This window comes from Qipengyuania sp. SM2512, from assembly GCF_054954005.1.
Genome location: NZ_CM143134.1, coordinates 2,418,676 through 2,431,628 on the forward strand (window position 1 = coordinate 2,418,676; position 12,953 = coordinate 2,431,628).

14 protein-coding genes are annotated in these 12,953 nt (G+C 65.9%); 12 read left to right on the plus strand and 2 right to left on the minus strand.

Going from position 1 to position 12,953, the window contains the following annotated elements; all coding sequences use genetic code 11:
• Positions 1–199 precede the first annotated feature (199 nt).
• Complete coding sequence (locus tag ACQ5J0_RS12105; protein WP_462567757.1) at positions 200–748, minus strand: hypothetical protein; 549 nt, start codon at positions 746–748, stop codon at positions 200–202.
• Between the two features lie 51 nt (positions 749–799).
• Between ACQ5J0_RS12105 and ACQ5J0_RS12110 the strand changes: the two genes are divergently transcribed.
• The 12 genes from ACQ5J0_RS12110 to ACQ5J0_RS12165 all read left to right on the plus strand — a co-directional run bounded on the left by ACQ5J0_RS12110 (position 800) and on the right by ACQ5J0_RS12165 (position 12,447).
• Complete coding sequence (locus tag ACQ5J0_RS12110) at positions 800–1,540, plus strand: TlyA family RNA methyltransferase (RefSeq protein ID WP_462567758.1); 741 nt, start codon at positions 800–802, stop codon at positions 1,538–1,540.
• 85 nt (positions 1,541–1,625) lie between these two features.
• On the plus strand, positions 1,626–3,158 hold the full coding sequence (locus ACQ5J0_RS12115) for an acyl-CoA carboxylase subunit beta (RefSeq protein ID WP_462567759.1): 1,533 nt from the start codon (positions 1,626–1,628) through the stop codon (positions 3,156–3,158).
• Positions 3,159–3,310: 152 nt separating this feature from the next.
• Positions 3,311–3,760 (plus strand): methylmalonyl-CoA epimerase, encoded by a 450-nt coding sequence (mce, locus tag ACQ5J0_RS12120; RefSeq protein ID WP_462567760.1) that lies wholly within the window; start codon positions 3,311–3,313, stop codon positions 3,758–3,760.
• A 23-nt stretch (positions 3,761–3,783) separates the two neighbouring features.
• Positions 3,784–4,395, plus strand: coding sequence for a glutathione S-transferase family protein (locus ACQ5J0_RS12125; protein ID WP_462567761.1), 612 nt, complete (start codon positions 3,784–3,786; stop codon positions 4,393–4,395).
• A 35-nt stretch (positions 4,396–4,430) separates the two neighbouring features.
• Entirely contained in the window at positions 4,431–6,599 is a 2,169-nt protein-coding gene (scpA, locus tag ACQ5J0_RS12130) for a methylmalonyl-CoA mutase (RefSeq protein ID WP_462567762.1), read from the plus strand.
• 127 nt (positions 6,600–6,726) lie between these two features.
• Positions 6,727–6,978: a hypothetical protein gene (locus tag ACQ5J0_RS12135; RefSeq protein ID WP_462567763.1), complete on the plus strand. Its 252-nt coding sequence runs from the start codon at positions 6,727–6,729 to the stop codon at positions 6,976–6,978.
• Complete coding sequence (gene bioB, locus ACQ5J0_RS12140; protein ID WP_462567764.1) at positions 6,975–7,991, plus strand: biotin synthase BioB; 1,017 nt, start codon at positions 6,975–6,977, stop codon at positions 7,989–7,991. The genes ACQ5J0_RS12135 and bioB overlap by 4 nt, the downstream gene beginning before the upstream one ends.
• A gap of 97 nt (positions 7,992–8,088) precedes the next feature.
• Positions 8,089–8,889 (plus strand): heme-dependent oxidative N-demethylase family protein, encoded by an 801-nt coding sequence (locus ACQ5J0_RS12145; RefSeq protein ID WP_462570110.1) that lies wholly within the window; start codon positions 8,089–8,091, stop codon positions 8,887–8,889.
• A gap of 40 nt (positions 8,890–8,929) precedes the next feature.
• Complete coding sequence (locus tag ACQ5J0_RS12150) at positions 8,930–9,367, plus strand: lysozyme inhibitor LprI family protein (RefSeq protein ID WP_462567765.1); 438 nt, start codon at positions 8,930–8,932, stop codon at positions 9,365–9,367.
• Positions 9,368–9,369: 2 nt separating this feature from the next.
• Positions 9,370–11,391, plus strand: coding sequence for an ATP-binding protein (locus tag ACQ5J0_RS12155; protein WP_462567766.1), 2,022 nt, complete (start codon positions 9,370–9,372; stop codon positions 11,389–11,391).
• Between the two features lie 4 nt (positions 11,392–11,395).
• Positions 11,396–12,076, plus strand: a complete 681-nt coding sequence (locus ACQ5J0_RS12160; RefSeq protein ID WP_462567767.1) for an O-methyltransferase — start codon at positions 11,396–11,398, stop codon at positions 12,074–12,076.
• Entirely contained in the window at positions 12,076–12,447 is a 372-nt protein-coding gene (locus tag ACQ5J0_RS12165) for a tRNA-binding protein (RefSeq protein WP_462567768.1), read from the plus strand. Before ACQ5J0_RS12160 ends, ACQ5J0_RS12165 begins: the two co-directional genes overlap by 1 nt.
• Before the next feature lie 12 nt (positions 12,448–12,459).
• Here ACQ5J0_RS12165 and ACQ5J0_RS12170 read toward each other — a convergent pair whose 3' ends face one another.
• Complete coding sequence (locus ACQ5J0_RS12170) at positions 12,460–12,915, minus strand: GNAT family N-acetyltransferase (protein WP_462570111.1); 456 nt, start codon at positions 12,913–12,915, stop codon at positions 12,460–12,462.
• Between the last annotated feature and the right edge of the window lie 38 nt (positions 12,916–12,953).

Consider the following 12,953-nt stretch of genomic DNA (forward strand, 5'->3'; position numbering starts at 1 on the left):
CATGAGACATCGGATCACCTCCTTTCGCGCTGTTAGAGCCAAAGTACCCCGTCTCCGGGGACAAGACCGCGTTTCGCCGCTGATCTTGAGTGGCAATCTGTTGCCTGTGCGCGATTAAAACAAGTCTTGTATAAAAGTTTTCCCACGTCAGTATCGGCCGCTTGCGGGTTGCCGATGCCGAAGCGCGTTCTGTTACCGATCAGCGACAGTCTTCGATCACGCGGGTGACTTCGGCCCAGGCCGGAATATAGAGCGTCGGCGTGCCCTGCGCCTCGATCGCGAAGCGGCCCTTGGTAAGCGCCATCGCATCGAGGATCGGGTCGCGCGCCGGGATCGCCACCGCCACCGAGGATGTCTGGCCCGCGACCGGCTCGGCAGTGACCACGCGCTCGGCGGTCTCGGTGCGGATGCGCAGCGGGACCGGCTGGGACGCGTTCGATTCGCGCGTCAGCACGATTGCGCGCCGGGCGCTGTCGCAGCGCATTGCGAAGCCCGCACCGGCGCCGGGCGAGCCGAATTGCGCCAGCGAGCCGCCCGCCTGCTGGCGATAGTTCCAGTCACCGGCGCTGCGCGGGGCGTCCATCCAATTGGCATAGGTCTGCTGCGGTGTGGGGATCGGGGTGGGCGTGGGGCGCACCTCGACCGGGGCGGGAGCCGGCGTAGGTGCCGGCCGCGGCGCCGGGATGCAGGCGGCGAGCGCGAAGGTGAGACCAAGGGCGGCGGCCAAATGGCTGTAGATCGGTTTCATAACCGCTCAATGCGCGCTAGGCCGCTTGTTTCCAATGGATCATCGCAAGCCATGAGCACAAAACGCCGGATTGATCAGCTGCTCGTCGAGCGCGGGCTGGTTGAGAGCCGCACTCGCGCGCAGGCGCTGGTGATGGCGGGGCTGGTGTTTTCGGGCGAGACCAAGCTCGCCAAGCCGGGCCAGCAATTGCCCGGGGACGCGCCGCTCGAGGTGCGCGGACGCGATCATCCCTGGGTCAGCCGCGGCGGGATCAAGCTGGCGCATGCGCTCAAGCATTTCGAACTCGACCCGGCGGGGGCCGTCGCGATGGATATCGGCAGCTCGACCGGGGGCTTCACCGATGTGCTGTTGGAGGCGGGCGCGGATCACGTGTTCGCGGTCGACAGCGGGACCAACCAGCTCGCGTGGAAGCTGCGCCAGGATCCGCGCGTCACCGTGCTCGAACAGACCAGCGCGCGGATCCTCACGCCTGCGATGATCGACCGACCCTGCGGCTGGGTGGTCTGCGATGCGAGCTTCATCGGATTGGCCAAGGTGCTGGAGCGGCCGCTGGAGCTCGCGGCACCGCAGTGCCGGCTGGTGGCGCTGATCAAGCCGCAGTTCGAGGTCGGGCGCGAGGAAGTGGGCAAGGGCGGGGTGGTGCGCGATCCGGTGCTCCACGAGCGGGTCTGCGCCGAAGTGCAGGACTGGGTAGAAGGGTTGGGCTTTGCGGTGCAGGGCGTGGTCGAAAGCCCGATCACCGGGCCTGAAGGCAATGTCGAGTTCCTGATCTCTGCGCTGCGCGGCGCGTGATGGGGCAGGCGGAATCGGGCCGCGGTATTGTGCGAAGCGGCTGCGCTGGCTAACCGCTCGGGGTACGAGTTTTCAGGGGAATTCAATGTCCGCCAATATCGCCGAAATGGAACGTCGCCGCGACGCTGCCCACCTGGGCGGAGGCCAGAAGCGCATCGACGCGCAGCACGCCAAGGGCAAGCTGACCGCCCGCGAGCGGCTCGAGGTATTGCTCGACGAGGACAGTTTCGAAGAAGTCGACACCTATGTCGAACACGACTGCACCGATTTCGGGATGCAGGACCAGAAAATCCCGGGCGATGGCGTGGTCACCGGATCGGGGACGATCAACGGCCGGCTGGTGTTCGTTTTCTCGCAGGATTTCACCGTCTTCGGCGGCTCTCTTTCCAAACGCCATGCAGAGAAGATCTGCAAGGTGATGGATATGGCGCTCAAGGTCGGCGCGCCGGTGATCGGGATCAACGACAGCGGCGGCGCGCGTATCCAAGAAGGCGTGGCCTCGCTCGGCGGCTATGCCGAGGTGTTCCAGCGCAACGTCCTCGCCAGCGGCGTCGTGCCGCAGATCAGCCTGATCATGGGGCCCTGCGCAGGCGGGGCGGTCTATTCGCCGGCGATGACCGATTTCATCTTCATGGTGAAGGACAGCTCCTACATGTTCGTCACTGGGCCCGAGGTGGTCAAGACGGTGACCAATGAGGTGGTGACGCAGGAGGAACTGGGCGGCGCGGTGACGCACACCACCAAGACCAGCGTCGCCGATCTCGCCTTCGAGAACGATATCGAGACGCTGCTCGCAACGCGCGATTTCTTCGATTTCCTGCCGCTTTCCAATCGCCTGGAAGTGCCCGAGCGCCCCACCGCCGACGCCTGGGACCGCGAGGAGCCCAGCCTCGACGCGCTGATTCCCGACAGCGCGAACCAGCCCTACGACATGCACGAAGTCATCGCCAAGGTGCTCGACGAGGGTGATTTCTTCGAGATCCAGCCGGCGCATGCGGGCAATATCCTGTGCGGCTTCGGCCGGGTGGAGGGCCGCAGCGTGGGCGTTGTCGCCAACCAGCCGATGGTGCTCGCCGGGGTGCTCGACATCAATTCCAGCAAGAAGGCGGCGCGCTTCGTGCGCTTCTGCGATGCCTTCTCGATCCCGATCGTCACCTTCGTCGATGTCCCGGGCTTCCTCCCGGGCACCGCGCAGGAGCACAACGGCATCATCAAGCACGGCGCCAAGCTCTTGTTCGCCTATGCCGAGGCGACCGTGCCCAAGATCACCGTGATCACCCGCAAGGCCTATGGCGGCGCCTACGACGTCATGGCCTCCAAGCATCTGCGCGGCGATTTCAACTACGCCTGGCCGACCGCCGAGATCGCGGTGATGGGCGCCAAGGGCGCGGTCGAGATCATCTTCCGCCAGGACCGCGACAATCCCGAAAAGATCGCCGAGAAGACCAGGGAGTACGAAGATCGCTTCGCCAACCCCTTCGTCGCGGCGAGCCGCGGTTATATCGACGAGGTGATCCACCCCCGCGCCACGCGCAGGCGGATCGCGCTGGGGCTTAGAAAGCTGCGTGGCAAGGTGCTCGAGAACCCGTGGAAGAAGCACGACAATATTCCGCTGTGAGCGAAGGCTCGGGCGATGAAATGATGAACGCCATCACCGCCCCGTCATCCTGAACTCGTTTCAGGGTCCAGCTCGCCCAAGGCGATGTCGGAGCGGGTCGCGAGATGGATGCTGAAACGAGTTCAGCATGACGAATTGAGAGGAGTTTGCGCATGAAACTGGGCCGTTTGAATCACATCGGGGTGGCTACTCCGAGCATCGCGGACTCGATCGCGCATTATCGCGATACGCTCGGCGCGACCGCAATCTCCGATCCGTTCGACATGTCCGAACAAGGGGTGAAGGTCTGCTTCGTCGATACGCCCGGCGAGAACGGTGCGCACGGCACGCAAATCGAGCTTATCGAGCCGCTCGGTCCAGACAGCCCCATCGCCAAGTTCATCCAGCAGAACCCCGCCGGCGCGCAGCATCATGTCTGCTACGAGGTCGAGGATATCGAAGACGCGCGCAAATGGTTCGAGGAACTGGGCAAGCGCATCCTGGGCCCCACCCGCATCGGGGCGCACGGCACGCCGATCTTCTTTCTGCACCCCAAGGACATGATGGGGCAGCTGACCGAGATCATGGAAACGCCGAAGGGCGATTCGCACTGGTCGAACTGACCGGCACGGGAGAGAGGACGACCATGCTATTCTACGACAGCCCAAACCCCGCACCCAATCCGCGCCGGGTGCGGATCTTCGCCGCCGAGAAGGGGATCGACCTGCCATCGCAGGAAGTCTCGATCCCGCAGCGCGAGCAGAAGGCGCCCGAGTTCGTTGCGAAGAACCCGCGGGGGCAGACGCCGATCCTCGAGCTGGACGACGGCACGATCATCGCGGAAAGCGTCGCGATCATGCGCTATCTCGAGGCGCTCAACCCCGAACCGCCGCTGTTCGGCAACGCCCCGCTCGAGATCGCCGAAATCGAGATGTGGAACCGCCGGGTCGAGTTGATCCTGATGCTGCCGGTCGGCGCGGTCTGGGTGCATACCCACCGCTTCACCGCCGCGCTGCCGGGTCGCAATACCGAATGGGGCGAAGCCAATCGGCCGCGCGTGGAAGAGGCGATGCGGTTCTTCGACAGCGCGCTCGACGGGCGCGAATTCCTCGCGGGCAGCGCGTTCTCGGCGGCCGATATTCTGCTGCTGACGACGGTGGATTTCGCGCTGTTCGTCGGGCTGGAAGTCCCCGAAGACTGCGCCAGCCTCCGCGACTGGCACGCTCGCGTTTCCGCACGGCCGAGCGCTTCCGCCTGATTGGCAAGCGCGCATCGGGGCGCTAGGCGTCTCCCATGACCGATACACCCACCTATGCCGACTGGAAGACCCTCGCCGACAAGGAGGTCAAGGGCCGCGACCTGACCTGGCAAACGCCGGAAGGCATCGCGATCAAGCCGCTCTACACCTCCGCCGATGTCGGCGCCGAGGGCAGCGCGCTCGACCCCGGCGTTCCCGGGATCGCGCCCTACACCCGCGGGCCCTATGCCAGCATGTACACCGGGCGCCCGTGGACGATCCGGCAATATGCGGGCTTCTCCACCGCCGAGGAATCCAACGCCTTCTACCGCCGCAATCTCGCCGCCGGGCAGAAGGGCCTCTCGGTCGCCTTCGATCTCGCGACCCATCGCGGCTACGACTCCGACCATCCGCGCGTGCGCGGCGATGTCGGCAAGGCCGGGGTCGCGATCGACACGGTGCGCGACATGGAGATCCTGTTCGATTCGATCCCGCTCGACGAGATGAGCGTGTCGATGACGATGAACGGCGCGGTGATCCCGATCATGGCGTTCTACATCGTCGCGGGCGAGCGCCAGGGCGTGCCGCAGGCCAAGCTTTCGGGAACCATCCAGAACGACATCCTCAAGGAGTTCATGGTCCGCAACACCTATATCTACCCGCCCGAGCCGAGCATGCGGATCGTCTCGGACATCATCGCATATACCTCGGCCAACATGCCGAAATTCAACAGCATTTCGATCTCGGGCTATCACATGCACGAGGCCGGAGCGACCGCGGTGCAGGAGCTGGCCTTCACCATCGCCGATGGCAAGGAATACGCCAAGCGCGCGATGGAGACCGGGCTCGACCTCGACGCCTTCGCGCCGCGCCTGTCGTTCTTCTGGGGCATCGGCATGAACTTCTTCATGGAGATCGCCAAGATGCGCGCCGCGCGCGCGCTGTGGCACGAGGTGATGGAAGGGCTCGGCGCCCAATCCGAAAAGTCGAAGATGCTGCGCACCCATTGCCAGACAAGCGGCGTCAGCCTGCAGGAGCAGGACCCCTACAACAATGTCATCCGCACCACGATGGAAGCGATGGCGGCGGTGCTGGGGGGGACGCAGTCGCTCCACACCAATGCGCTCGACGAGGCGATCGCGCTGCCGACCGATTTTTCGGCCCGGATCGCGCGCAACACCCAGCTGGTGATCCAGGAAGAAAGCGGCATCACCAATGTCGCCGATCCCCTGGGGGGCAGCTATTATATCGAGAGCCTGACCGCGGCGCTGATCGAGCAGGCGCGCGCGCTGTTGGGCGAGGTCGAAGAGGCCGGCGGGATGACCCGCTATGTCGCCAGCGGCAAGCCCAAGGCGGCGATCGAGCGCGCCGCCGCGGTCAAGCAGGCGAGCGTCGATCGCGGCGAGACGGTGGTGGTCGGGGTCAACAAATACCGCCGCGAGACCGAGGACGAGATCGACACGCTCGATATCGACAACCACGCGGTGCGCACGAGCCAGATTGCAAGGCTGGAGAAGGTCCGCGCCACCCGCGACGACATGAGTTGCAAGGCGGCGCTCGACGCGCTGGCGCGCGGCGCGGCGCAGCGCGAGGGCAATCTGCTCGAACTCGCGGTCGAGGCGGCGCGCCACGATGCGACGCTGGGCGAGATCAGCCAGGCGATGGAAGACGCCTATGGCCGCTACAACACGCTTCCGGTGCCGGTCCGCGGGGTCTACACCGAGGCCTATGCCGGCGACGACCGCTACAATCAGGTGGTCGAGGGCGTGCGCGCCGTCGAACGCCGGCTGGGCCACGCGCCGCGACTGATGGTCGCCAAGATGGGGCAGGACGGCCACGACCGCGGGGCCAACGTGATCGCATCCGCCTTTGCCGATATGGGTTTCGAGGTGGTCTCGGGACCGCTGTTCCAGACGCCGAAGGAAACGCTGGCGATGGCGCTGGAGAAAGAGGTCGACGCGATCGGCGCCAGCAGCCTCGCGGCGGGTCACAAGACGCTGATCCCCGAGCTGATCGGACTGCTGAAGGAAGCGGGCCGTAGCGACATCAAAGTGATCGCAGGCGGCGTGATCCCGCAGAAGGACTACGAATTCCTGCGCGAGGCAGGAGTGCAGGGCATCTACGGCCCCGGCTCCAACGTGGTCGAATGCGCGGCGGACGTGCTGCGCCTGCTGGGGCACAATATGCCGCCGGCGGGGGAGGATCTGGACGAGGCGGCGGAGTGATACCCCTCAGTTCGTCATTGCGAGCAAAGCGAAGCAATCCAGCTTCTGCCGCCTCCGCGTGAAGCAACGTCAGAAGCTGGATTGCCGCGTCGCCTGCGGCTCCTCGCAATGACGAGGGAACGGCGGAGTGAGTTTTAGCGATCAACCGACGCTGACGGGATGGCAGAAGCTGGGATGCGCTGTCGTGGCCATCATTGGTATAATCGTTGTATCCGTTGGGCTAGGTATGGCTGCTCTCGGACATTGCGCACCTCAGGCTGACGGCACTGGATGTGAGAATGATGCGCTGATCAAGTTTATTGCATTCCCTGGAACTGCGATCCTCTTTTTTGTGATCGGCATTCTGATGATGAAATATTTTATGCGAGACAAAAATTGACCCAAATCCGCACCGACTGGACCCGCGACGAGATCGCCGCGCTGTTCGAGCTGCCCTTCACCGAATTGCTGTTCCAGGCGGCGAGCGTTCACCGCGCGAACCATCCGCCCGAGCAGGTTCAGCTGTGCACGCTGCTGAGCATCAAGACCGGCGGCTGCCCCGAGGATTGCGGCTATTGTTCGCAGTCGGTGAAGGCCGACAGCGGTGTCGCGGCGACCAAGCTGATGGATGTCCAACAGGTGCTGCAATCCGCCGCGCAGGCCAAGGATCACGGCAGCCAGCGGTTCTGCATGGGCGCCGCCTGGCGCAACCCCAAGGATCGCGACATGCCCGCGATCGTCGAGATCGTGAAGGGCGTGCGCGCGATGGGGCTCGAGACCTGCATGACGCTGGGGATGCTCACCCCTCGCCAGGCCGACATGCTCAAGGAGGCGGGGCTCGACTATTACAACCACAATATCGACACCGGGCCCGAATATTACGAGCGTGTCATCACGAGCCGCAAATATGAGGACCGGCTCGACACGCTTCAGAACGTGCGCGAGGCGGGGATCAACGTCTGTTCGGGCGGGATCGTCGGGATGGGCGAGACGCGCGCCGACCGGGTCGGCTTCGTCCACACGCTCGCGACGCTGCCGCAGCATCCCGAGAGCGTGCCGGTCAATGCGCTGGTGCCGGTCAAGGGCACGGTGCTGGGCGACATGCTCGCGGACACCCCGCTCGCCAAGATCGACGATATCGAATTCGTCCGCACCGTCGCGGTGGCGCGGATCTGCATGCCGCTGAGCATGGTCCGGCTGTCGGCGGGGCGCGAGAGCATGAGCGAGGCGACGCAGGCGCTGTGCTTCCTCGCGGGCGCGAACTCGATCTTCACCGGCGACAAGCTGCTGACCGCCGCCAACGCTGGCGACGCCAGCGATTCGGCGCTGTTCGCCAAGCTGGGGCTGACCCCGCTGCAGGGCGAGGAACCGATGCGCGCGGAGCGGATGGCCGAGGTGGAACCGGCGGAGTGATTGTGCCGAGCACGTCATCCCAGCGAAAGCTGGGATCTGTGTCGGTCTCGCGCGAACCTGAGACAGATCCCAGCTTTCGCTGGGATGACGAGAATCTCTGACCCTCGGCTTCTCCGTCGACGCCCTGCTGCCGAGGGCACGCGGCGGCGGGCAGCTGCGGATGGGGCTGGTGCGGCTCGACGAAAGCGAGTGGCTGCAGCCCGACCCCGATCGTGCGGCGCGCGCCGAGGGGTTCGCGGACTTCCCCGCAGGCGTGCAGCTAGCGCCCGAAGCCGCTGCGCCGGGGGCGGAGCTGACGGCGATGCTGGGCCTCTCGGGCGCGCTGCCCGAGGCCGCCGCCGCACATCACGAGGACATGTGCCTGCTGACCCGGCGCGAGGGCGAGGATGTCTATCGCCTCGTCGGCGCGGCGGTGGCCTGGCCCTCGGACTGGCACCCGGCGGAGAAGATGGGCCTCGCGCTGACCGCGCTGCACGCACCTATCCAGGGTTATGCCGAGCAGCTTGCCGGCGGCGTCGACCATTTCATGGACCGGCTCGAACCGGGGAAGATCTTCGGGCGTTGCAACTGGTTCATCGCGCCCACCGGGGCGCGGCGCTGGATCGCCCAGCCGCCAGAGCTGGCCTTTGCGCATGTCGATGCCGACAACGCGGGCGAGACGCTGTTCGTCCGATCCGAGCGCCAGACGCTGCGACGCCTGCCCGCGACCGGCGCGATCCTGTTCACCATCGGGGTCTATGTCGAACCGCTCGGCGTCTTGTCTGATACGAATGTCGCGATGCTGGCGCGCGCGGTGCGCTCGCTGGTCGCGGGCGAGGGCGACCGTCGCGGCGCGGGGGCTTACGCGGCGGCGCTGATCGGCTATGCGGGCCGCCGAGGCTTGGAGACGGGATCATGAGGCACGCTCGAGTTCACTGCGGCATGGGCGGACGGGCGGCGTGATCGCGCTAACCCTGGCATCTGCGCTGGCGTTTTCGCTGCAGGCCGCGACTCCGCCCCTCGAGGACCCGGATTGCGCCGAGCCCATGACCCAGACCGCGATGAACATCTGCGCCGCGCAGGATTTCCAGCGAGCCGATGCCGAGCTCAACCAGGTCTGGCGCGAGGTCCGTGCGCTGGCCAAATCCGCCGATGCCGAGCCCTATGACGACGGTGAGCCCGGGCATTGGCCCACCCTGCTTGAGGCGCAGCGCGCCTGGCTCGCCTATCGCGACGCGCATTGCCGGCTGGTCGGCTACGACGCGCGCGGCGGTTCGCTGCAGCCGCTGCTGACCGCGAATTGCCGCGCCGAGTTGACCCGCGAGCGCACCCGGAGCATGCGCGCATTGCTAACCAATCAGGTGTCCGGCGAACCGAAGACCGGGACGGAGAGATAATCGTGTTCAAGAAGATCCTCATCGCCAACCGGGGCGAGATCGCCTGCCGGGTGATCACAACCGCCCGCCGCATGGGTATCGCCACCGTGGCGGTCTATTCCGACGCCGATGCGCGCGCCCCCTTCGTCCGCATGGCCGACGAGGCGGTGCGGATCGGACCTGCGCCGGCATCGGAGAGCTATCTGCTCGCCGACAAGATCATCGAGGTCTGCAAGCAAACCGGCGCCGATGCGGTGCATCCGGGCTATGGTTTTCTCTCCGAGCGCGCGAGCTTCGTCGAGGCGCTCGATGCCGCCGGGATCGCCTTCATCGGCCCCCCCGCGGGCGCGATCGCGGCGATGGGCGACAAGATCGAGAGCAAGAAGCTGGCGCGCGCCGCCGGGGTCAACACCGTGCCCGGCTCCGAAGGTGCGATCGCCGACACCGCCGAGGCGCTCGAATGGGCCAACCGCATCGGCTATCCGGTGATGATGAAGGCGAGCGCCGGCGGCGGCGGCAAGGGGATGCGGCTCGCCTGGAACGACACGGACGTGGAGGAAGGCTTCGAGGCGACCCAGCGCGAGGGGCTCAACAGCTTCGGCGACGAGCGGGTCTTCATCGAGAAATTCATCGAGGATCCGCGCCATATCGAGATCCAGATCCTCGGCGACAAGCACGGCACCATTCTGCATCTCAACGAGCGCGAATGCTCGATCCAGCGCCGCCACCAGAAGGTGGTCGAGGAAGCGCCGTCGCCCTTCGTCACGCCCGCGATGCGCAAGGCGATGGGCGAGCAGAGCGTCGCGCTGGCGCGGGCGGTGGATTACCATTCGGCGGGCACGGTCGAGCTGATCGTCAGCGGCGCCGATCCGACGGGCGAGAGCTTCTATTTTCTCGAGATGAACACCCGCCTGCAGGTCGAGCATCCGGTGACCGAGGCGATCACCGGGATCGATCTGGTCGAGCAGATGATCCGCGTCGCCGCGGGCGAGAAACTGGCGATGAGCCAGGACGATATCGGGATCGATGGTTGGGCGATCGAGAACCGCGTCTATGCCGAAGATCCCTATCGCGGCTTCCTGCCCTCGATCGGCAGGCTGGTGCATTATCAGCCCCCGGTCGAGCCCTGGGCCGACGACGGCGAGGCCAACGGCCGCCGCGGCGTGGACGGTGTCCGCGTCGACGACGGCGTGTTCGAGGGCGGCGAGGTCTCGATGTTCTACGACCCGATGATCGCCAAGCTGGTGACCTGGGGCGAGACCCGCGACACGGCCGCCGATCGGCAGGTGCGCGCGCTCGATGCCTTCCGCATCGAGGGGCTGGGGCACAATGTCGATTTCCTCAGCGCGATCATGCAGCATCCTCGCTTCCGCGCCGGCGAACTGACCACGGGCTTCATCGCCGAGGAATATCCCGATGGCTTCGAGGGTGCAGCGACTTCCGACGACCTCCTGCGCGGGCTTGCGGCGGTCGGCGGGATCATCGCCACCGCCGATGCCGACCGCGCCGGGCGCATCGACCAGCAGCTCAACGGCTCTCCCTACGCGCCGGGCGAATGGACGGTCCGGATTGCGGGCAAGGACTACGCGGTCGAGCTCGAGGAAGACGCGATCAGCGTCGATGGCGAGCCGGTCGAGCTGGAGATGGAATACACGCCCGGCGCGCGCGTGGTCGAGATCGCGCTCGACGACGAGCCGCTGACGCTGCAGCTCGCGCCCACCCGCGGCGGCTATGCGGTGACCACGCGCGGCGCAAAGCATGTCCTGCGGATTCTCCAGACCCGCGTCGCGCATCTCGCCGATCACATGATCGAGAAGATCCCGCCGGATCTGTCCAAGCTGCTGATCTGCCCGATGCCGGGCCTGCTGGTGAAACTGCATGTCGCCGCGGGCGACAAGGTCCAGCCGGGCCAGCCGCTCGCCACGGTCGAGGCGATGAAGATGGAGAACATCCTGCGCGCCGAGAAGGAAGCGACCGTGGGCACGATCAACGCCGCCGAGGGCGACAGCCTGGCGGTCGACGAAGTGATCCTCGAGCTGGAATGACCCCATGTCGGGCATAGCAGGGTGGAAGGCCGTGGACGAAGCCTGGCAGGCGGTCGACGAGTTCATTGCTGACCGCCTGCTCCCCGACGATCCGGTGCTCGACGACTGTCTGGCGCGCTGTTCGGCTGCGGGCCTGCCCGATATCGCGGTCTCCGCCGCGCAGGGGAGATTTCTGCAGCTGCTGGTCGCGCTGACGGGAGCGCGGCGCGTGCTCGAGATCGGAACGCTCGGCGGCTATTCGACCATCCATCTCGCGCGCGGTCTGGCCGGAGATGGGCAAGTGGTCACGCTCGAAGCGCAGGACACCTTTGCAGCAGTCGCTCGGGCCAATTTCCAAGCGGCAGGCCTCGGGAAACGGATCGCGCTGCATGTCGGCGAGGCATTGACGACCTTGCCCGATCTGACCGGACCGTTCGACCTCACCTTCATCGATGCCGACAAGCCGAACAATTGCGCCTATGTCGACCACGCCCTGCGACTCTCGCGGCCCGGCGCCTTGATCGTGGTCGATAATGTGGTCCGCGAAGGAACAATCCTCGAGCCGGCGGACGACGACGAATCGGCGATCGGAACGCGGGCCCTGTACGACCATGTCTTTCAACACGATCGACTCGAAGCCACCGCGTTGCAGACCGTAGGCGGAAAGGGTTGGGACGGCATGATGTTCCTCAGGGTGAAGCCCTGATGCATCTGGCCCACTCTCCCGATGCCCCGGGCCAAGAGCAGATCGACTTCGAGTGGTTTCTCGCGGTCGATATCCGCGTGGGCACGATCCTTTCGGCCGAAGCCTTCCCGGAGGCACGCAAGCCTTCCTATCGGCTGGTGGTGGATTTCGGGCCGGGGATCGGGACCAGGAAGAGCTGCGCGCAGATCGCGGCCAATTACACCCTCGCCGAGCTCCCGGGGCGGCAGGTCGCCGGGGTGGTCAATTTTCCGCCGCGCCAAATCGGGCCGGCGATGTCCGAGGTGCTGGTACTTGGCTTTGCCGACGCGGCGGGCGAGGTGGTGCTGTTCGCCCCCGATGTGCCAGTCCCGAACGGGTCGCGACTGTTCTAGTCGAAGCTGCCCCTACATATCGAGGTGGTAGCATTGGTTATGCGGGCCGTTCGCGTACCGGCCAAACGCTTCGCCCTGTTTGAAACCATACAGCCGATACAGCGCGATGGCGGGAACGAAATGTTCGCTGGTCCCAGTCTCCAGACTGAGCCTCGCGACGCCGTCGCGGCGGGCTCGGTCGATGATAGCTTCCAGAATCGCGCGTCCGGCTCCGCGCGACAAATGTGCCGGATCGGTGCGCATGGATTTGATCTCGGCCTGTGCCGGGCCGAGGCGCTTGAGCGCGCCAACCGCCATCAGCGCCTCGTCATCCCAGGCCGCGAACAAGGTTATTTCGGGTGTCGAAAGACCGGAAAGATCGAGCGCGAAGCTGGTGCCCGGAGGCGAAACCGCGTGCATGTCGCGCTGATGGGCCGCGAGAAGCGCGCTGACCTGCGGATCCGACAGCTCGGCTTCGCCAACCTGCACGGTCAATTCCCCGGCTTTGCGATGACGCCGCACGCACC